General features: G+C 59.3%; 14 protein-coding genes and 1 other RNA gene. 7 read left to right on the forward strand and 8 right to left on the reverse strand.

Annotation, left to right across the window (positions count from 1 at the left end):
* Positions 1 to 78: 78 nt before the first annotated feature.
* Complete coding sequence (locus ACIPIN_RS16455; RefSeq protein WP_401120229.1) at positions 79 to 840, forward strand: substrate-binding periplasmic protein; 762 nt, start codon at positions 79 to 81, stop codon at positions 838 to 840.
* A gap of 3 nt (positions 841 to 843) precedes the next feature.
* Here ACIPIN_RS16455 and ACIPIN_RS16460 read toward each other — a convergent pair whose 3' ends face one another.
* Positions 844 to 2,544, reverse strand: a complete 1,701-nt coding sequence (locus ACIPIN_RS16460) for a putative bifunctional diguanylate cyclase/phosphodiesterase (RefSeq protein WP_401120231.1) — start codon at positions 2,542 to 2,544, stop codon at positions 844 to 846.
* Between the two features lie 490 nt (positions 2,545 to 3,034).
* On the opposite strand from ACIPIN_RS16460, the gene ACIPIN_RS16465 reads away from it, so the two are divergent.
* Together ACIPIN_RS16465 and ACIPIN_RS16470 are read left to right on the forward strand one after the other, a co-directional pair.
* The gene (locus ACIPIN_RS16465; protein ID WP_054593225.1) at positions 3,035 to 3,349 is read left to right on the forward strand and encodes a helix-turn-helix domain-containing protein; all 315 of its coding nucleotides are present in this window, start codon (positions 3,035 to 3,037) and stop codon (positions 3,347 to 3,349) included.
* Between the two features lie 139 nt (positions 3,350 to 3,488).
* Entirely contained in the window at positions 3,489 to 3,857 is a 369-nt protein-coding gene (locus tag ACIPIN_RS16470) for a VOC family protein (RefSeq protein ID WP_401120232.1), read from the forward strand.
* A 120-nt stretch (positions 3,858 to 3,977) separates the two neighbouring features.
* Here the strand turns inward: ACIPIN_RS16470 and ffs are convergent.
* The 6 genes from ffs to ACIPIN_RS16500 form a co-directional block, all read right to left on the reverse strand.
* Positions 3,978 to 4,074: signal recognition particle sRNA small type (ffs, locus tag ACIPIN_RS16475), an RNA gene on the reverse strand.
* Between the two features lie 277 nt (positions 4,075 to 4,351).
* Positions 4,352 to 5,518: a putative zinc-binding metallopeptidase gene (locus ACIPIN_RS16480; protein WP_401120233.1), complete on the reverse strand. Its 1,167-nt coding sequence runs from the start codon at positions 5,516 to 5,518 to the stop codon at positions 4,352 to 4,354.
* A gap of 237 nt (positions 5,519 to 5,755) precedes the next feature.
* Positions 5,756 to 8,113 carry an NAD-dependent DNA ligase LigA gene (gene ligA / locus ACIPIN_RS16485; protein ID WP_401120234.1) on the reverse strand — a complete coding sequence of 786 codons (2,358 nt, stop codon included), beginning with the start codon at positions 8,111 to 8,113 and terminating at the stop codon, positions 5,756 to 5,758.
* Positions 8,114 to 8,290: 177 nt separating this feature from the next.
* Positions 8,291 to 9,139: a cell division protein ZipA gene (gene zipA, locus ACIPIN_RS16490; protein WP_401120236.1), complete on the reverse strand. Its 849-nt coding sequence runs from the start codon at positions 9,137 to 9,139 to the stop codon at positions 8,291 to 8,293.
* A gap of 256 nt (positions 9,140 to 9,395) precedes the next feature.
* Entirely contained in the window at positions 9,396 to 12,884 is a 3,489-nt protein-coding gene (gene smc, locus ACIPIN_RS16495; RefSeq protein ID WP_401120237.1) for a chromosome segregation protein SMC, read from the reverse strand.
* 2 nt (positions 12,885 to 12,886) lie between these two features.
* The gene (locus tag ACIPIN_RS16500; protein ID WP_401120238.1) at positions 12,887 to 13,546 is read right to left on the reverse strand and encodes a GntR family transcriptional regulator; all 660 of its coding nucleotides are present in this window, start codon (positions 13,544 to 13,546) and stop codon (positions 12,887 to 12,889) included.
* Positions 13,547 to 13,812: 266 nt separating this feature from the next.
* Between ACIPIN_RS16500 and xdhA the strand changes: the two genes are divergently transcribed.
* The 4 genes from xdhA to guaD all read left to right on the forward strand — a co-directional run bounded on the left by xdhA (position 13,813) and on the right by guaD (position 19,953).
* Positions 13,813 to 15,267 carry a xanthine dehydrogenase small subunit gene (gene xdhA / locus ACIPIN_RS16505; protein WP_401120239.1) on the forward strand — a complete coding sequence of 485 codons (1,455 nt, stop codon included), beginning with the start codon at positions 13,813 to 13,815 and terminating at the stop codon, positions 15,265 to 15,267.
* Positions 15,260 to 17,659 (forward strand): xanthine dehydrogenase molybdopterin binding subunit, encoded by a 2,400-nt coding sequence (xdhB, locus tag ACIPIN_RS16510; RefSeq protein ID WP_401120240.1) that lies wholly within the window; start codon positions 15,260 to 15,262, stop codon positions 17,657 to 17,659. The genes xdhA and xdhB overlap by 8 nt, the downstream gene beginning before the upstream one ends.
* Positions 17,660 to 17,796: 137 nt before the next feature.
* A complete protein-coding gene (gene xdhC, locus ACIPIN_RS16515; RefSeq protein WP_401120242.1) occupies positions 17,797 to 18,639 on the forward strand; it encodes a xanthine dehydrogenase accessory protein XdhC in 843 nt (280 codons plus the stop codon).
* 9 nt (positions 18,640 to 18,648) lie between these two features.
* Positions 18,649 to 19,953, forward strand: a complete 1,305-nt coding sequence (guaD, locus tag ACIPIN_RS16520) for a guanine deaminase (protein WP_401120244.1) — start codon at positions 18,649 to 18,651, stop codon at positions 19,951 to 19,953.
* 207 nt (positions 19,954 to 20,160) lie between these two features.
* Here guaD and ACIPIN_RS16525 read toward each other — a convergent pair whose 3' ends face one another.
* The gene (locus ACIPIN_RS16525; protein WP_401120245.1) at positions 20,161 to 20,925 is read right to left on the reverse strand and encodes a GntR family transcriptional regulator; all 765 of its coding nucleotides are present in this window, start codon (positions 20,923 to 20,925) and stop codon (positions 20,161 to 20,163) included.
* Positions 20,926 to 21,081 lie beyond the last annotated feature (156 nt).

Below are 21,081 nucleotides of genomic sequence, written 5' to 3' on the forward strand. Positions count from 1 at the left end.
GTGCGCTCGGCTAATCTGGCTAAGCTGGTCTTTGGGGGCGTTTTAATCGGCTCCTGCCGGTATTTTGCTGGAGAGTTTATGCGTTTAGCCTTGGGGGCTTTGCTGTTGATCGGCATCAGCGCTAATAGCGCGCCTGCACCCTTGCGCTTTGCGATCACCGACAGCTGGGCGATGCCCATGGTGCAAATCGAGCACGGTCGGCCGACCCAGGGCATTCTGTACGACGTGATGCTCAGCCTGGCCACGCAGGTGGGTCTGCCGGCCGAGTTCCATGTGCTGGCCCGCGCACGCTTGCAAAGCAGCATGGAGCACGGGGAAATCGACATTCGCTGCTATGCGGCGCAATCCTGGCTGCCGAACCAGTCAGGGGATTACATCTGGAGCGTTCCGTTGTGGTTTCAGCGCGACTTGCTGATCAGTACGCAAGGCGCTCCTGCCTCGGTCATCCCCTCCAGCCTTTCTGTGCAACCGATCGGCACCGTGCTCGGTTACAGCTACCCGACCCTGCAAGCGCTGTTCGACAACGGACAGCTCAAGCGCGACGACGCACGCAACCAGGAACAAGTGTTGCAAAAGCTGCTGGCCGGCCGTTATCACTATGCAGTCAGCAATCAATGGGCTCTGGACTGGTTCAATCAGAAATTGATGCCCGACCGGCAATTGCACGGAGTCGCCGTGTTGCAGGAACAATACGTCGGTTGCTATGTGCGAAACGACCCGAAACTGCCGGTCCAGCGGATTATGCAAATACTGCTCAAGATGAAAATGTCCGGGGAAATCGACGACATCATCAGGCTCTACACCGGAACGGACGAACCGACCCAGACCGATCCACCATAAGCCTCAGACCGCCTGGTCCAGCGCCTGCCACTGGGTCGGCGCGACGAAGGCCTCGACCCAACCCGGCACCTCACTGGCCGGCATCGGCCGCGCAATGAAATAGCCCTGCGCCACCTCGCAGCCCAGGCGCAACAGCAACTCGCCATGCTCGATGCTTTCCAGCCCCTCGGCGATCACCTCTCGCCCAAAGGCCCTGGCAAGGCCGATCACCGCGGTGGTCAGCGCCAGATCGTCGCGATCATGCAGTATGTCGCGCACAAATGACTTATCGATCTTGATGGTTTGCGTGTGCAGGCGCTTGAGGTAACTCAGCGACGAATAGCCCGTGCCAAAATCCCCCAGAGAGAACCTCACGCCCAGCGCCTGACAGGCTTGCAGGCAGGTGCTGACGTGCTGAATATTCTCGATCGCCACCGACTCGACAATCTCCAGGTCGAGCAACTGGGGCGCGACCCACGCGTGCCGTTCGAGCACGTTCTTGAGCCGATCAAAAAAGTCCGCCCGCTGAAAATGCCGAGCAGCGATGTTGACGCTGACCGGCCAACGTTGACCGTCCTTTTGCCATTGGGACAACTGCGCCAGAACCTGCTCCATCACCCACTCGCCAATATCGACGATCAGATCCGTCTCCTCCACAAACGGCAAAAACTCCCTGGGCGGCACCAGGCCGTTCTGCGGATGCTCCCAGCGCAGCAACGCTTCAAAGCCCACCACTGCACCGCAACGCATATTGACCTTGGGCTGAAAATGCAGGCGCAGCTCATCGTTGAGCAATGCCTGACGGACCCGCGCGACCGTCTGATGAGTCGCTTTGACCTCTTGGTCGCGCACCACATCAAACAGGTGAAAACGGTTACGCCCGCTTTGCTTGGCTACGTACATCGCCTGATCAGCGTGTCGCAGCAGGGTTTCCGCGTCTTCGCTGTCGACCGGGAACAGCGTGACGCCGATGCTGGCAAAGACATTGATGTCCTTGCCCAGAATCGAATACGGCGCAGAGATCGCCCCCAGCACTCGATGCAGCGCCGCGCGCAATTCCGGCATATCGCGCACAAACCGCAAGATCAACACAAACTCGTCCCCGGCCAGCCGCGCCACCACATCCTCGCCACGAACGATGGTGCGTAGACGCTTGGCCACTTCAACCAGCAACAAGTCGCCGCTGGCGTGGCCATAGCCGTCATTCACTGCCTTGAAGCCGTCGAGGTCGAGCATGCACACCGCCAACGGCACGTTCTCGACGCGGGAATAATCCAGGGCCTGCTCGAGCAAGTCGGAGAGATACGCCCGATTGGGCAGACTGGTCAGTACGTCATGGCCGACCCGCCATTGCAAAGAGTGCAGCAACTGACGCTTTTCACTGATATCGAAACGAATCGACAGGTACCGATGGACCCGCCCGGTCGACTCGTCCAGCACCGGCACCATGGTGCTATCGACCCAATACAGGCTACCGTCCTTGGCCCGGTTGCAGATTTCGCCCTTCCAGACCTTGCCCAGGGCAATGGTGCGCCACATCGTCGCGAAGAAATCGTCAGAATGCAGGCCTGAGTTGAGGACGCGGTGGTTGGCGCCCAGCAACTCCTCGCGGCTATAACCAGACACCTCGCAAAACAAATCGTTGACGTAAGTAATGCGCCCCGCCAGGTCTGTCTCGGAGAAAATGGCGGCTGCATCTACGGCCCTGCGGTACTTCTCATCCATGAGTCCGGCTCACTGTGGCTAGCGGTTGTACCGCTCGACCAGCGCACAACGCCCGGAAGAGATGTTTTGAAAGATGCGGCACTGCGCAGGGGATCGCAGCGCGTGATGCTGCCTGGGCAACATCCTTGCAATAGAGCGGGCCAGCAAATTCAGATGCACGTTAAAACTCCATGAACAGCATTTGATGGCCCCCGAACAGACGAAGATCAACTAGGCTCAGAGGCCTCGTACAGGCACGTCAAAAACACTGACTCTGGTAATATTGAAACGGCATTTCGCGTCGTCAGCGGCATCTCTGCACACCTTGCGAGGTAACGCAATGCTGGCTGTCTCATATCGCCTGGACTTATGAAGCCAGGTCACCAAATGCCCGTACGAAACTGGGATTCTACGAAATACATCACATTTTGCAAAGCAAGGTGATGGATCATGCAGTTGTCTAATGCAAAAATCTATCGTTAAGTTCTTGATTCTAAATGGGAATTGAGCGATGCAAATTTCAAGTTTGGGTCCAGCCATAAGACGCTATCGCAAGGTGGCGGGGCTTACTCAGGCTGAACTCGGTGAAAAAACCGGTTTTGACCCCAAAACCATCAGCCGCTTCGAAACCGGCACCTATACCCCCAGCGTGGAAGCCCTGTTCATGCTTGCCGATGTGCTGGGAGTGAAGCTCAAAGCGTTTTTTGCCGATCTTGGCGACGAAGACGAACAGCGAGCGTATTTATTCGGTGTCATACACAAAGCCACCCCGAAGGATCTGGGAAAGCTGATCGCGGCGGTAGACCAGGCCTTGTCCAAGCCTTAGAGCCAGAAACAAAAAAAAAGAGCAGGCGTGCGTATCGGATTGATACAAACGCCTGCTCTTTTGTTATCGACTACTGACAGAATCTGACAACCCGACCGTTTAGGCTTGAGCCATCAACGCCCATGACATCGGAGTCGCCATGAACGCCCAACATTATCTGCTGCTGTACGTCGACAGCCCCGCCACCAGTGCCAACTTCTACAGTCACCTGCTGGACAAACCACCGGTTGAACTGCAACCGACCTTCGCGTTGTTCATTCTTGATTCGGGCGTAAAGCTTGGGCTGTGGTCCAGGCATACCGTGGAACCTGCGCCCGAAGCAGCGGGCGGTGGTGGCGAACTGGGATTCTCGGTGGCCAACGAACAGGCGGTCGACACGCTGTACGCCGCATGGACCGCACAAGGGCTGCGCATCGCCCAAACACCGACTGCACTGGATTTCGGCTACACCTTCGTGGCGCTCGATCCTGATGGGCATCGGTTGCGGGTGTTTGCGCTTTCGGAATGATGGTGAGGTTATTTCAGACAAAACGAGGCATCGATCAGGAAAGATCAATGAGATAAAAAGTCTGGATTTTTTGGAGGGAGTACAAGCCTTGCGAATGAAGGCCTGGCGTTAAGGTGGTAACCCCACCAGCCACACCCCGGCACACAATGTCACCGCTGCGGCTGCTCCCTTCCAGGCCTGACCGGGTTCACGGCTGATCGTTGCGGGGGGACCGATGGGGTCACCATAACGACGCTCACCTGACGGCGAGCCGCGCCATTGTACCTATCTGAGACGAAGTTACAACCGTTGGTACGGATTAAAAAATATGAGTCAGGTCAAGGACATGCGCAGACCCGGAAAGATCGCAACCCGTAGCAGCTGCCGGAGGCTGCGTTCGGCTGCGCAGCAGTCGTGAATCCGTTGCACACGGCTTATCTGAAAAACCGCGCTGTCTGACTTTACGACTGCTGCGCAGCCGAACGCAGGCTTCGCCAGCTGCTACGAGATCCACCTTACTGGGTGCGTAAAACCTCGTCCGCCCTGCCGCCTTCCTGCTGGATCACCAGGTGAATGAAATGCAGCTTGGCGATGACCGCAGGCGGCAGGACGAAGGGGTAGAAATCCGGTTGACCCATGCTGCGCGACAGCTCGTTGAGCATGCCGGCCAGTTCGATCCAGGCGTTGACGAACGACAGGAATGCCGCGCCGCCGGGATGCTGCGGATCGTAGAGAGTGCTCGGCGGGAATGGCTGGTAGTCGAAATCCATCTCCCGGGCACTCATGCCAAACCCCAGCGCCGTGTCCACCGCGTCCATCATGTGCAAGTAGTGCCCCCAGGTTTCCGCCCAGTCTTCCCATGGATGCATGGTGGCGTAAGCACTGACATGGCTTTGCTGCCAGTCCAGTGGAGCGCCCTGCCGGTAATGCCGCTCCAACGCCTCGGCGTAACTGGCACGCTCGTCGCCAAACAGCCCGCGAAACGCTTCCAGCCAAGGGCCATTGGCGATCAAGCGATCCCAGTAGTAATGCCCGACCTCATGGCGAAAATGCCCGAGCAAGGTTCGATACGGCTCGCGCATCTGCACGCGGACTCGCTCGCGGTGAGCATCGTCAGCCTCTTTGATATCGAGGGTAATCAGGCCATTGGCATGGCCAGTGGTCGGCGACGCGCCCTCAAGGTCGACACCGACGAAATCAAACGCCAGCCCACACTCTTCATCGATTGACTTGGGGATCACCTGCAAGCCCAGACTTACCAACTGCGCGACCAGCCGCCGCTTGGCGATTTCCACTTTGCGCCAGTGATCATGGTTCTCGGGGATCGACAGGTCGGGAATGGTCCGGTTCAGAGCACAGGCAATGCAGTGCACGCCCCAACCATGAGCCGGGAGCAACCAGTTACAGGCGGCCGGCGTATCAAGATTGGCGCAACGGCGAAACAGCCCCGCCTCAGGCTCGCTGTCGAGCTGCCAGGAGTCGGTTTCGAACCCCGGCGCGAGCGATGACAAACGATTCTGCTCAGGCTGATAACCCAAGGCAGCCGAACAGGCCAGGCACTGACTGTTGCGAAAAAACAGCGACTGCCCGCAACGGCAATGCCAGACTTTGCTGTTACGCGAGCTTTCGCCAATGAATGGCGCGGCAATACGTGAGCTGAGTTGCTCGAAAAAGCGGTACATGGCGATCTCTCCCTGAGGCCTGCCAAGACTAGATCATGTCATGGCGCCCATCGCTCCCATTGAGATTTTGCGCCAGCCGTGATGACGCCATCGCGGGCAAGCCTTGCTCCTACAGAGTGTGTATTAGTCGCGAAACAGGCGCACGACACATAACTTGCAGGAGTAAGGCGTGCCCGCGATATTTGTAGGAGCAAGGCTTGCCCGCGATCGACTGCACAGCAGTCGCAAAATTCCCACCTACACCGTTATGCCATACCCGGCCAAAAACGCCACGAACGCTTCTTCGTCCAGCACCTTCAACCCCAACTCATTGGCCTTGACCAATTTGGAACCGGCGCCAGGCCCCGCCACCACGCAATAAGTCTTGGCCGACACCGAGCCCGCCACCTTGGCGCCGAGGCTTTCGAGCTTGTCCTTGGCGACGTCGCGGCTCATCAACTCCAGGGAGCCGGTGAGGACCCAGGTCTGGCCAGCCAGCGGCAAACCTTCGACGACTTTTTTCTCGCTTTGCCAATGCATGCCGAAATCGCGCAATTGCTTCTCGGCATCCAGCGCCAACTGACGATTCTGTTCGACGGCGAAGAACTCCCGAACGGCGTTGGCCTGCTTCTCCGGCAGCGCCTGACGCATGTCCAGCCAGTCGGCGCTGATGATTGCTTCCAGCGAACCGAACTTGTCGGCCAGCTTCTGCGCCCCGCCCGGTCCGACCGAGGGAATGTTCAGCTTGTCGATCATCCCGCCCAACGTGGTACTGGCGGCGAACTCGGCGCCCAACTCGCCCTGATCCTGAATCTCCAGACCATGCTTGAGCAGTTCTTCGATCACCTTCCGGTTGTGCGCATCCGTAAAGAAGCTGTGAATCTCGTAGGCGACTTCCAGCCCGACATCCGGCAAGTACGTCAACACTTGCGGCAACGCCTGCTGAACCCGTTCCAGCGACGCCAGCGAGCGTGCCAGGACCTTGGCCGTCTCTTCGCCGACATCCGGAATACCGAGGGCGTAGATGAAACGCGCCAATCCCGGTTTCTTGCTGTCGGCAATGGCACTCAGCAGGTTCTTGCTCGACAGCTCGGCGAAGCCTTCCAGGTCGACGATTTGCTCAAAGTTCAAGGCGTACAAATCCGCCGGCGAGCCGACCAGACCTTCATCCACCAACTGCTCGACGCTCTTCTCGCCCAGGCCCTCGATGTCCATGGCCCGGCGCGAAACGAAATGGATGATTGCCTGTTTGAGCTGCGCACCGCAGGCCAGACGCCCGACGCAGCGATACACCGCACCTTCGCTGACGGTCTCACGCCCCTTGCTGCGCTTGACCAGTTGCGTGCGCTCGACATGGGAACCACAGACCGGACAGCACTCGGGAATCTGCACAGGACGGGCGTTTTCCGGACGACGCTCGGTGACCACTTGCACCACTTGCGGGATCACGTCACCGGCGCGGCGGATGATTACCGTATCGCCGATCATCAAGCCCAGACGCGCCACTTCATCCATGTTGTGCAACGTCGCGTTGGACACGGTCACGCCGGCCACTTTCACCGGTTTCAAACGTGCAACCGGGGTTACCGCGCCGGTTCGGCCGACCTGGAATTCCACGTCGAGCAACTCGGTGAGCTCTTCCATCGCCGGGAACTTGTGGGCAATCGCCCAGCGCGGCTCGCGCGCACGGAAGCCCAACTCACGCTGCGAGGCGATGCTGTTGACCTTGAACACCACACCGTCGATTTCATAAGGCAGCGCATTACGGCGCTCGCCGATGTCGCGGTAGTAATCCAGGCATTCGTCGATGCCCTTGGCCAGTTTCAGCTCGCGACTGACCGGCATGCCCCATTGCTTGAGTTGCTGCAAATTGCCGGTGTGCGTGTCAGCAATCTCGGTCGAGACCTGACCGAGACCGTAGCAACAGAACTCCAGCGGACGACTGGCAGTGATCTTCGAATCCAGTTGTCGCAAGCTGCCTGCCGCGGCGTTGCGCGGGTTGGCGAAAGTCTTGCCGCCGACTTCCAGCTGCGTGGCGTTGAGGCGCTCGAAACCGGCCTTGGACATATACACTTCGCCGCGCACTTCCAGAGTCGCCGGCCAGCCACTGCCTTGCAGCTTGAGCGGAATGTTGCGCACGGTGCGCACGTTGACACTGATGTCTTCACCGGTGGTGCCGTCGCCGCGAGTAGCGCCACGCACCAGCACGCCGTCCTGATACAGCAAACTGACTGCCAGACCATCGAGCTTCGGCTCGCAGCTGTATTCAACCTCGGCGCCACCGCCAAACAAATCGCCGGCCGGTAAATCCAGACCTTCGGTGACCCGGCGATCGAACTCACGCATATCGTTTTCTTCGAAGGCGTTGCCCAGACTCAGCATCGGCATTTCGTGCCGTACTTGAGTGAACGCCGAGAGCGCGGCACTGCCAACCCGCTGGGTCGGCGAGTCGCTGGTGATCAGTTCAGGGTTTGCCGCTTCCAACGCCTTGAGCTCATGGAACAGCCGATCGTATTCGACATCCGGAATGCTCGGTTCGTCGAGGACGTGATAACGGTAGTTGTGCTGATCCAGCTCAGCGCGCAGCTCTAGAATGCGGTTTTCGGCGGCGGTCATGGGTGTTCTCTCATAAAGCAAAAGAGCAGCCGAGGCTGCTCAATCTATTAGCGCGACTTCTGCCTCCTGTAGGAGCACGGCTTGCCGGCGATGGCGCCTTTGAGATCGCCATCGCTAGCAAGCTCAGCTCCTACAGGAGGCAGAAGTCGCGGCGCAATCTCCTGCAGGTTGCCAATATCAGCGCTTCTGGGTCAGGGCGCGACGCTCGAACTCGACGATCCGCTGACGGTAGTGCTCGATGGTCTGAGCGGTCAGCACGCTGCGTTGATCGTCTTTCAGTTCGCCATTGAGCTCCTGAGACAGCTTGCGTGCAGCCGCAACCATCACATCGAAGGCCTGTTTTGGGTGACGCGGGCCTGGCAAGCCGAGGAAGAAGCTGACGGCCGGGGTGCTGAACAGATCGATATCGTCCAGATCGAACACGCCAGGTTTGACCGCGTTGGCCATGGAGAACAGCACTTCGCCGTTGCCGGCCATGCTTTCGTGACGGTGGAAAATATCCATCTCGCCAAAGCGCAAGCCGCTTTCCAGAATGTTCTGCAACAGAGCCGGGCCTTTGAAACCGCCCGGGTCACGGCAGATCACGCTGATAACCAGTACTTCTTCTGCCTGTGGCTGCTCTTTATCTGCCGCAGCGCTCGACGTTTTGGTTTCGTCCGGGAAATCGTCACGGCTGCTGAAGCTCGGGCCACCGTCCAGATCCAGATTCAAATTCAGGTCGCCCTGAGATGGCTCGCTGCCACGCTTGCCGCGCTTGGAACCCGATTCACGCGGTTCACGGGCAGGCATGCTCACCGACGGCAAGTCATGCTCGTCGAGCTGCGGCTCTTTATGGGTGTCCAGTACGCGTGGCGGGCCCAGCAGCTCGGCGCCGCTGTCCTCGTCCGGCAGGTTGGACAGGCTGCGGTCCAGGCGAAATTTCAGCTTGCCTTTGCCGCCGCGCATGCGCCGCCAGCCATCAAAAAGAATACCGGCAATGACAATAATGCCGATGACGATCAGCCACTCGCGCAGACCGATTTCCATGTAATCCCGTGCCTCTATAAAAAATGCTGAAAAATAAGGGGTTTACAAGCTGTAAACCGCTTTAAAACGTGGCGCCAACTCTATGTTCTGAATGGCGTTTTGCCCACGCATACGAAAAATTGACATTAAACTAGCACGACCAAAGATAACTTTACACCGTCAGTCACAATGGCTTCAGCCATTATGTCGATTGGCCAGCAATCTCTGCGGGTAAAAATCCCTGCTTCCCGCAAACATATGGCCTACGCGCCATGACTCAGGCGTCCACCATCGCCATCGCCTCCTCGACATCCACGGCTACCAGACGTGAACAACCGGGCTCGTGCATCGTAACCCCCATCAATTGGTCGGCCATTTCCATGGCGATCTTGTTGTGGGTGATATAGATGAACTGCACCGTTTGTGACATCTCTTTCACCAATCGGGCGTAGCGTCCAACGTTAGCGTCATCCAGCGGCGCGTCAACTTCGTCGAGCATGCAAAACGGTGCAGGATTGAGTTTGAAGATCGCAAAAACCAGCGCCAATGCCGTCAGGGCTTTCTCACCGCCTGACAGCAAATGGATGGTGCTGTTCTTCTTCCCGGGCGGACGCGCCATGATCGTTACCCCTGTATCGAGTAGATCTTCGCCCGTCAGTTCCAAATAAGCGCTGCCGCCACCGAAAACTTTTGGAAAAAGAGCCTGCAATCCAGCGTTAATCTGATCAAAGGTATCTTTGAAACGATTGCGGGTTTCCTTGTCGATCTTGCGAATGACGTTTTCCAGAGTGTCGAGCGCTTCCACCAGGTCGGCGTCCTGAGCATCCAGATAACGCTTGCGCTCGGACTGCTGCTGATACTCGTCGATGGCCGCGAGGTTGATCGCACCCAGTCGCTGAATTCGCGCAGCAATGCGCTCGAGTTCTTCTTCGGCTTCTTTTTCGTTGGCCTGAGCCACCAGCGTGGCGAGCACACCGTGCAGGTCATAGCCGTCTTCGAGCAATTGATCCTGCAAGGTTTTGCGGCGCACGCTCAAGGCTTGCCATTCCATGCGCTGCTGTTCGAGTTGACCACGGATCAGCTGCGATTGCTGCTCGGCCTGACTGCGGCGCTTCTCGGCATCACGCAATTCGCGGTCGGCATCTTCCAGGGCGATCTGCGCGGTTCTCAGTTCTTCGTCGACGCTCATGCGCTTGTCGAGCAACTCTTCAAGCTTGAGTCGCAACTCTTCCAGCGGCGCTTCGCCCTCCTCCAGATTGAGGCTGAGCTGTTCGCGCTTTTCAGTCAGGCGCTCAGACTGCAATTCCAGCCGCTCCAGCGCCTGACGGGTTGAATCATGTTGCGCCTTGAGCGAGCCCAGACGCACCGCCAGTTGGTGCGCGTGGTCTTTATGCTGGCGGGCTTCCTGCCGCACTCGATCAAGGCGCTCGCGCAAGCTGTCGCGCTGAGCCAGCAGCAACTCGCGCTGTTCGGTATCGATCGCCATGCTGTCGAGGGCTTCCTGCAATTGCAGGCGCGACTCGCCAACCTGTTCATGTTCCAGCGCACGCTGCTCAGCCAGCTCGCCGAGCTCTTCGTCGAGCCGCGTGCGACGCAATGTCAGTTGCTCGGCCTTGGCTTTACCGGCAGACAACTGAGCTTTCAATTCGCCCTGCTGGCGCGCTTCGTCTTGCAGCAAACGACGCAGGTGTTCGCGACCGTTCTCTTGCTGCCGCTGCTGGGCGCGCAAGTTTTGCAAGGTGGTTTCCAGGGTTTCCACGGTCGCTTCGCGCTCTTCGCGCTCAAGCCCCAGCCGCTGGATCTCCTGCCCGCGTGCCAACATGCCGCTCTCGGCTTCACTGGCGCGGCGCACCCGCAAAAAGTGCCGCCCGACCCAATAGCCGTCACGGCTGATCAAGCTTTCGCCGACCGACAACTGACCACGCAGCGATAGTGCTTGTTCGAGGCTCTCCACCGGTTTGACCTGCCCCAGCCACGGCGACAGATCGATCTGCGCCTCGACCTTGTCGAGCAGACTGCCGGGGATCCGCACACCGTCGCTGGCCGGGCTGAGCAAACGCAGATCGCCTTGGGTAAACCCGGACAGATCGAAGCCAGCGAAGTTGTCGACCAGCACCGCTTGCAGGTCGGCGCCGAGCACGGTTTCCACCGCCAACTCCCAACCCGCTTCAACCTTCAAGCCTTCGGCCAAACGTGGGCGCTCGGCCAAGTGCTGCTCACGCAACCACTCAGCGGTGCCGGTGCCCGGATCGAGCGCCGCCTGCTGCAACGCTTCAAGCGAGGCCAGACGCCCGTTGAGCCGCTGCAAGTCGCCCTGCGCCTGCTGCTGGTTTTGCAGGGCCAGTTGCAGTTCCTGACGCAATTGCTCAAGCCGCTCGACCTGCGCTTCTTCGCTGGCCTGCAAATCTTCGAGGGTCGCTTCGCTGGCAGCGAGTTGCTCGCTGAGATCAAGGATCGCCGCGTCTTCCGGGTCCGCCGACAGCAGGTCGCGCTCTTCTGCCAAGCGACGTTGACGCTCGGCCAGGCGCTCCATGCTGGTTTCCAGCTGCTGGATGCGCGACTGCTGGACTTCAGCCTGACGCCGTGGCTCGGCCGAGCGCAGGTTGAAACTGTCCCACTGCTCCTGCCAGCCGTGCATGGTGGTTTCGGATTCTTCCAGCGCGGCGGCAGCTTCTTCCGCGGCGGCGCTGGTAACTTCCTGCTCGGGCGTGAGCATGTCCAGCTCTTCGCCGAGGGTCGCCAGCAAGGTGCGGTCATGGCCCAGGTGCGACTCGGTTTCCAGGCATGAACGCTCGGCTTCCTTGAGGTCGTCCTGCAACTGACGCAAACGCTGCTGGCCGTGCTGGATGCTCTGCTCGACCCGGGCGATGTCGCCGCCGACCGAATAGAAACGTCCCTGCACCAGATTGAAGCGCTCAGACAGGTCGTGATGACCGTCGCGCAGCCGTTCGATGCTCGCATCAGCGTTGCGTTGCTCAGCGACCAGGGCTTCGAAACTGATTTCCTGGTTGCCGATGATCGCCTCGCGCTGGCCGACCTGCTCGTTCAATGCCTGCCAGCGTAACGCCGACAGTTGAGCCTTGAGCTGACGCTCTTCGGCTTTGTATTCCTGATACTTCTCGGCCGCCTGGGCCTGACGATGCAAGCGTTCAAGCTGACGCTCCAGCTCATCACGCAGGTCGGTCAGCCGTGCAAGGTTTTCGTGGGTACGACGAATGCGGTTTTCAGTCTCGCGCCGACGCTCCTTGTACTTGGAGATCCCCGCCGCTTCTTCGATGAAGTTACGCAGGTCTTCGGGCTTGGCTTCGATCAGCTTGGAGATCATCCCCTGCTCGATGATCGAGTAGCTGCGCGGACCGAGGCCAGTGCCGAGGAAGATATCGGTAATGTCCCGGCGACGGCATTTAGTGCCGTTGAGGAAATAGGTGTTCTGGCTGTCGCGGGTGACTTTGCGGCGAATGGAAATCTCTGCGTAAGCCGCATATTCGCCGATCAGCGTGCCATCGGAGTTGTCGAACACCAGTTCGATACTCGCCTGGCTCACCGGTTTGCGGCTGGTGGAACCGTTGAAGATGACATCGGTCATCGACTCGCCGCGCAAGTTCTTTGCCGAGCTCTCGCCCATCACCCAGCGTACGGCGTCGATGATGTTCGACTTGCCGCAACCATTGGGCCCGACCACCGCCGCCATGTTACTGGGGAAGTTCACCGTGGTCGGGTCGACGAAGGATTTGAACCCCGCCAGTTTGATGCACTTGAGCCGCACGCTCAGGCAGCCGGCAAGGCAGACAGCACCAGATCGCAACTGCGCTGGGCATAGGCCGAGAGCACGACGCGAATCTGTGGCAGATCACGGGCCAGCACGGCGGCGAGCAAGCGCTCGAACAGTTCGAGGAACTCGCTCATCTCGGCCTTGCGCTGTTCCAGGGCAAGAAAATACGCACGGCTCATGGCCGGTTGCAGGTTCTCGACGGTTTCCTGCAAGTACGGGTTATTAGCGAAGGGGTACGCCGCCCGCATCACATTGAAGCTGTCTTCGACAAAGGCACGGATGTCCTGACGCTCGTAACTGGCGCTCAGGCGCTGCTGGATTTGCAGGAACGGCGCCATGTCGGCCTGGACTTGCCAGTCTTTGGCCACCGAATTGCCGAGCAGGATGTACAGCTCGCTCATCAGCGTGCACAGGCTCTGCACCTTGTGTGCGGTGAGTTCGGTCACGTGGGCGCCACGACGCGGCAGGATGGCGATCAAGTGCCGGCGTTCGAGGATCAGCAAGGCTTCACGAACCGAGCCGCGGCTGACATTGAGGGCCAGCGTGACCTTCTGTTCCTGGATGCGCTCTCCCGGCTTGAGGTCGCCGCGAATGATGCGTTCGGCGAGGTGGTGAGCGATTTGCTCGGCGAGGCTGTCCGGCGCCTTGAACGTCATGGTATTCCTTCAAACTCTTCGATCTGCACAAGCGGCGCAGTGTAGCGCAATTGATACGTAATGGCGCAGGGCCCAGCCAGCGGAATTTGGCACGATTCAAGCAAAAAGCGAGGTATCCCGAGAGGGTCAATAATGAAAGAAACGGTTGTTGATCGGCAAAACCAATTTTCCTGACCCTTAAGTCAGAAAATCATTGACCGAAAAGTCAGACCTGATAAATTCGGCTCAAAGCGGTTAACAACAATAATGAGTCTGCGAGGCCTTCCGTGATCCAGTTTTTACTTAACCAGGAACTCCGTAGCGAGCACGCCCTGGACCCGAATCTGACCGTGCTGAACTATCTGCGCGAACATTTGGGCAAACCCGGTACCAAAGAAGGTTGCGCCAGCGGTGACTGCGGCGCCTGCACGGTGGTGGTCGGTGAATTGCAGACCGATGACACCGGGCGCGAACTCATTCGCTATCGCAGCCTCAACTCGTGCCTGACGTTTGTTTCGTCGCTGCACGGCAAACAGCTGATCAGCGTCGAAGACCTCAAGCACCAGGGTCAACTGCACAGCGTGCAAAAAGCCATGGTCGAGTGCCACGGCTCACAATGCGGCTTCTGCACCCCGGGCTTCGTCATGTCGCTGTTCGCCTTACAGAAAAACAGCGATCACCCCGATTCCCATAAAGCCCACGAAGCCCTTGCCGGCAACCTCTGCCGCTGCACCGGTTACCGGCCGATCCTCGCCGCCGCCGAACAAGTGTGCTGCGGAAAACAGACCGACCAGTTCGATGCTCGCGAAGCCGAAACCATCGCTCGCCTGAAAGCCATCGCGCCGACTGAAACCGGTGAGTTGAATAGCGGCGACAAACGCTGCCTGGTGCCGCTGACCGTCGCCGATCTGGCTGATCTCTATGACGCCTATCCGCAAGCCAAGCTGTTGGCCGGCGGCACTGACCTGGCACTGGAAGTGACCCAATTCCACCGCACGCTGCCGGTGATGATCTACGTCGGCAACGTTGCAGAAATGAAGCGCATCGAACGCTTTGACGATCGCCTGGAAATCGGCGCCGCCACCGCCCTGTCCGACTGCTATGACGCCCTCAAGGCCGAGTACCCGGACTTCGGCGAATTGCTGCAACGTTTCGCATCCTTGCAAATCCGCAACCAGGGCACCCTGGGCGGCAACATCGGCAATGCCTCGCCGATTGGTGACTCGCCACCGCTGCTGATTGCTCTGGGCGCGCAGATTGTTTTGTGCAAAGGCGAGACCCGTCGCACCCTGGCGCTGGAAGACTATTTCATCGATTACCGGGTCACTGCCCGCCAGGAAAGCGAGTTCATCGAGAAGATCATCGTGCCGCGCGCCAGCGTTGAACAACTGTTCCGCGCCTACAAGGTTTCCAAGCGTCTGGACGATGACATTTCTGCCGTCTGTGCGGCATTCAATCTGCGCATCGAAAACGGTGTGATCGCCGACGCTCGGGTCGCCTTCGGCGGTATGGCCGCCACTCCGAAACGCGCGAAAAGCTGTGAAGCCGCATTGCTCGGCGCGCAGTGGAACAACACCACACTCGAACACGCCTGCGCCGCTCTTGCGGAAGATTTCACACCGCTCTCGGACTTCCGTGCAAGCAAGGAATACCGCCTGCTCAGCGCGCAAAACCTGCTGCGTAAATACTTCATCGAACTGCAAACACCGCACATCGAGACTCGGGTGACCGCTTATGTCTAACCATCACAAAGTCGAAAAGACCCAAGCCGAACTGGCCGAGTTGTTTGCCAAGGACCTGACTACCGGCGTCGGTCGCAGCGTCAAGCACGACAGCGCCGACAAGCATGTGTCCGGTGAAGCGCAGTACATCGACGATCGGCTGGAATTCCCGAATCAGCTGCACGTTTACGCACGGCTCTCGGATCGCGCCCACGCGAAAATCATCAGCATCGACACCAAGCCCTGCTACGCCTTTGAAGGCGTGCGCATCGCCATTACCCACGAAGACGTGCCGGGTCTGAAAGACATCGGCCCGCTGATGCCCGGCGACCCGTTGCTGGCCATTGATGACGTGCAATTCGTCGGTCAAGTGGTGCTGGCGGTGGCGGCAAAGGATCTGGAAACCGCACGCAAAGCAGCAATGGCGGCGATCATCGAATACGAAGATCTGGAGCCGGTGCTCGACGTGGTCGAAGCCCTGCGCAAACGCCACTTCGTGCTCGACAGCCACACTCACAAGCGCGGCGATTCGGCCACCGCACTCTCTACCGCAGAACACCGCATCCAGGGCTCGCTGCACATCGGCGGCCAGGAACACTTCTATCTGGAAACCCAGATCTCTTCGGTGATGCCGACTGAAGACGGCGGCATGATCGTCTACTGCTCGACCCAGAACCCCACCGAAGTACAGAAACTGGTGGCGGAAGTGCTCGACGTGTCGATGAACAAAATCGTCGTCGACATGCGTCGCATGGGCGGTGGTTTCGGCGGCAAGGAAACCCAGGCAGCAAGCCCGGCCTGCCTCTGTGCGGTGATCGCACACCTGACCGGGCAGCCGACCAAAATGCGTCTGCCACGGGTCGAAGACATGCTGATGACCGGCAAACGTCACCCGTTCTACATTGAATACGATGTGGGCTTTGACGACACCGGGCGCCTGCACGGCATCCAGCTGGAACTGGCCGGTAATTGCGGTTGCTCACCGGACCTGTCGGCGTCGATCGTTGACCGGGCGATGTTCCACTCGGACAACTCGTACTACCTGGGCGACGCGACCATCAACGGTCACCGCTGCAAAACCAACACCGCGTCGAACACCGCCTATCGCGGCTTTGGCGGCCCGCAAGGGATGGTCGCCATCGAAGAAGTGATGGACGCCATCGCCCGTCATTTAGCCCTCGATCCGCTGGCGGTGCGCAAGGCCAACTACTACGGCAAGACCGAGCGCAACGTCACCCATTACTACCAGACCGTCGAGCACAACATGCTCGAGGAAATAACCGCCGAGCTGGAAGAAAGCAGCCAGTACGCTGAACGCCGCGAAGCGATCCGGCGCTACAACGCCAACAGCCCGATCCTGAAAAAAGGCCTGGCGCTGACCCCGGTGAAATTCGGTATTTCCTTCACCGCCAGCTTCCTCAACCAGGCGGGCGCGCTGATTCACATCTACACCGACGGCAGCATCCACCTGAACCACGGCGGCACCGAAATGGGCCAGGGTTTGAACGTCAAAGTCGCACAGGTCGTGGCCGAAGTGTTCCAGGTTGAAATCGACCGTGTGCAGATCACCGCGACCAACACCGACAAGGTCCCGAACACTTCGCCGACCGCTGCGTCCAGCGGTGCCGACCTGAACGGCAAGGCTGCGCAAAACGCCGCCGAAATCATCAAGCAACGCCTGGTGGAATTTGCCGCGCGCAAGTTTGCGGTCAGCGAAGAAGACGTGGAGTTCCACAACGGCCACGTACGGGTCCGCGATCACATCCTGACCTTCGAAGAGCTGATCCAGCAGGCGTATTTCGCTCAGGTTTCACTGTCGAGCACCGGGTTCTACAAGACCCCGAAAATCTTCTACGACCGTAGCCAGGCACGCGGTCGGCCATTCTACTACTTCGCCTTCGGTGCAGCCTGCGCCGAGGTGATCGTCGACACCCTGACCGGCGAATACAAAATGCTCCGTACCGACATCCTGCATGACGTCGGTGCCTCACTGAACCCGGCCATCGATATGGGCCAGGTCGAGGGTGGCTTCATCCAGGGCATGGGCTGGCTGACCATGGAAGAACTGGTGTGGAACGCCAAGGGCAAACTGATGACCAACGGCCCGGCCAGCTACAAGATCCCGGCAGTCGCCGACATGCCGCTGGATTTGCGCGTGAAGCTGGTGGAAAACCGCAAGAACCCGGAAGACACGGTGTTCCATTCCAAAGCCGTGGGTGAACCGCCGTTCATGCTGGGTATCGCCGCCTGGTGTGCGATCAAGGATGCGGTGGCAAGCCTGGGCGATTACAAACATCAGCCAAAAATCGACGCACCGGCCACACCGGAGCGGGTGTTGTGGGGCTGTGAGCAGATGCGCCAGTTGAAGGCGGTGAAAGCCGTGGAAGCCGAGACCGAGCTGGCTTCGCTGTAGACCGAGGCGCGGCCTTCGCGAGCAAGCCTTGCTCCTACAAGGGCATGGCGCGGTCGCGATGGTGGCCGCCACCCCCTGTAGGAGCATGGCTTGCCAGCGATGACGGCCGGACAGACAACAGAAATGTTGAGGTGAACATGTACAACTGGATCGACGCCCTCGCCGACCTGCAAACCCAGGGTGAACCCTGTGTGTTGGTGACCATCATTGAAGAGCTCGGCTCGACGCCGCGCAATGCCGGTTCGAAGATGGTCATCAGCGCCACGCAGGCGTTCGACACCATCGGTGGCGGGCATCTGGAATACAAGGCGATGCAGGTCGCCCGGGAGATGCTTGCCAGCGGCAAACAGGACACTCACCTGGAGCGCTTCACCCTTGGCGCCAGCCTCGGCCAATGCTGCGGCGGCGTGACCGTGTTGCTGTTCGAACCCATGGGCCAGGTGCAAGCACAGATCGCCGTATTCGGCGCCGGCCACGTCGGTCGGGCGCTGGTGCCGTTGCTGGCCAGCCTGCCCTGCCGCGTGCGCTGGATCGACTCGCGGGAAGCGGAGTTCCCCGAACAGATCCCCCACGGCGTGCGTAAAATCGTCGCCGAAGAACCGGTGGACGAAATCGACGACCTGCCCGCTGGCAGTTACTGCATCGTCATGACCCACAATCACCAGCTCGACCTGGAACTCACCGCGGCTATCCTCAAGCGCAACGACTTTACCTACTTCGGCCTGATCGGCTCGAAGACCAAACGGGTGAAATTCGAACATCGTCTACGTGAGCGTGGTTTCGACAACGCCGTGCTGCAACGCATGCGCTGCCCGATGGGCCTGGGCGAGGTCAAAGGCAAATTGCCTGTGGAAATCGCCATCTCCATCGCCGGCGAAATCATCGCCACCTATAACGCGAATTTCGGCCAGCACACCGCGAAAGCCGAACCTATTGCCAAACTGCTGCCCGCCTCGCGCCGCAGTCAAGCCACAAACTGAGAATACCTCATGCCTTTGATTCGCAAAGCCTACCGCGCCGCCATTCTGCACAGCATCGCCGACCCAGCCGTGGTTGGCATTGAAGCCTCTTACGAGTATTTCGAAGATGGCTTGCTGGTGACTGAAAACGGTCGGATCAGTGCCATCGGCCACGCCAGCGAACTGCTCGCCAGCCTGCCCGCCGACCTTCAAATCACTCATTATCAGGATGCGCTGATCACCCCAGGCTTCATCGACACGCACATTCACCTGCCGCAAACCGGCATGGTCGGCGCGTACGGCGAACAACTGCTGGACTGGCTCAACACCTACACCTTTCCGTGCGAAAGCCAGTTCGCCGACAAGGCCCACGCCGAAGAAGTCGCCGGCATTTTCATCAAGGAATTGCTGCGCAATGGCACCACCACCGCACTGGTGTTCGGCAGCGTGCACCCGCAGTCGGTGAACTCGTTCTTCGAAGCCGCACGGACGCTCGACCTGCGGATGATCGCCGGCAAGGTGATGATGGACCGCAACGCCCCGGACTACCTGACCGACACCGCTGAATCCAGCTACGTCGAAAGCAAGGCGCTGATCGAACGCTGGCACGGCAAGGGTCGTCTGCACTACGCGGTAACACCACGTTTTGCACCGACCAGCACTCCGGAGCAACTGACCCTCGCCGGCCAGTTGCTCAGCGAATACCCCGACCTGTACATGCAGACGCACATCAGTGAAAACCTGCAGGAAGTCGAATGGGTCAAGGAGCTGTTCCCGGAGCGCAAGGGTTACCTGGACGTCTACGACCACTACAAATTGCTCGGCGAACGCTCGGTATTCGCGCACGGCGTGCACCTGTGCGATGACGAATGCGCACGTCTGGCTGAAACCGGTTCGGCCATCGCCTTCTGCCCGACCTCGAACTTCTTCCTCGGCAGCGGTCTGTTCAACCTGCCGATGGCCGAGAAGCACAACCTGAACGTAGGCCTGGGCACTGACGTCGGCGGCGGCACCAGCTTCTCGTTGCTGCAGACCCTGAACGAAGCCTACAAAGTCATGCAACTGCAAGGCGCACGCCTGAGCCCGTTCAAGTCGCTGTACCTGGCGACCCTCGGCGGCGCCCGCGCACTGCGCCTGGAAGACAAGATCGGCACCCTGCAACCAGGCACCGACGCCGACTTCCTGGTGCTGGACTACAACGCCACGCCGCTGCTCAGCTATCGCCTGAAACAGGCCAACACCATCGCCGAGACGTTGTTTGTGCTGATGACGCTGGGTGATGACCGGACGGTGTTGCAGACTTACGCGGCGGGTAACCTGGTGCACCAGCGTTAAGCCCTTCTGAAACGAAAAATCCCCCGCTGCCTTGAGATACAGGCAACGGGGGATTTTTTGTGTCTTTAAGACCGCTTTCGCGAGCAAGCCCGCACCCACACTTGTTATGTGCTGAATCCACTATCTGTGGTTTGGCATAAATCTAATGTGGGAGCGGGCTTGCTCGCGAAAGACGCGACTCGGTGAGCCTGACTCACCGTTTACAATTCAGAGTTTCGCGGTTGGCCGCCCTGGCTTTTTGGTCTGCAGCAGGTGCGAGAACACCGCGTGCAAATCGTCCGAGGCGCTTTCTTCGTCGAGGTTGAGCTTGCTGTCGATGTGATCCATGTGATGCATCATCAGGTTCACCGCCAGTTCGGCGTCGCGGGCCTCGATGGCATCGATCAGTTGAGTGTGCTCATCGTAAGAACAGTGCGAGCGGTTACCGCTTTCGTACTGGGCGATGATCAAGGAAGTCTGCGACACCAGGCTGCGCTGGAAGCTGATCAGCGGAGCATTTTTCGCCGCCTCGGCCAGCTTCAGGTGGAACTCGCCAGACAGACGGATACCGGCGCCACGGTCGCCACGCGAGAAGCTGTCGCGCTCGTCGTTGACCATCTGCCGCAGCTCGGCAATCTGCTCGGCCGTTGCGTGCTCTACTGCCAATTCGGTGATCGCCCGTTCAACCAGACGCCGCGCCATGAATACCTGACGGGCCTCTTCAACACTCGGGCTGGCAACCACGGCGCCACGGTTGGGACGCAACAGCACCACACCTTCGTGGGCCAGACGCGACAGAGCGCGGCGAATGATAGTGCGACTGACCCCGAAAATTTCCCCCAGCGCCTCTTCGCTCAATTTTGTACCGGGCGCCAGACGCTGTTCGAGGATGGCCTCGAAGATATGCGCATAGACGATATCGTCCTGGGTTCCGCTGCGGCCGGCTTTACCTGCTCGCGGTTGTTTCTTGAGGGGCTGCAACTGTTCGTTCATGGGCACTCGAGTCGGGAGAACTGCGGCGAATTGACTGTGACTGTAATACGGCACAGTGGGTCGCTGGCAAGTATTGCGTAAAAAACAGAGCACATTGTACACAACCGGTGGTGGCAACACGACTGTACGGCCATATACGCCCCCGGCTGTATAGCA

The organism is Pseudomonas sp. NPDC087697 (assembly GCF_044743155.1).
Taxonomy (GTDB): domain Bacteria; phylum Pseudomonadota; class Gammaproteobacteria; order Pseudomonadales; family Pseudomonadaceae; genus Aquipseudomonas.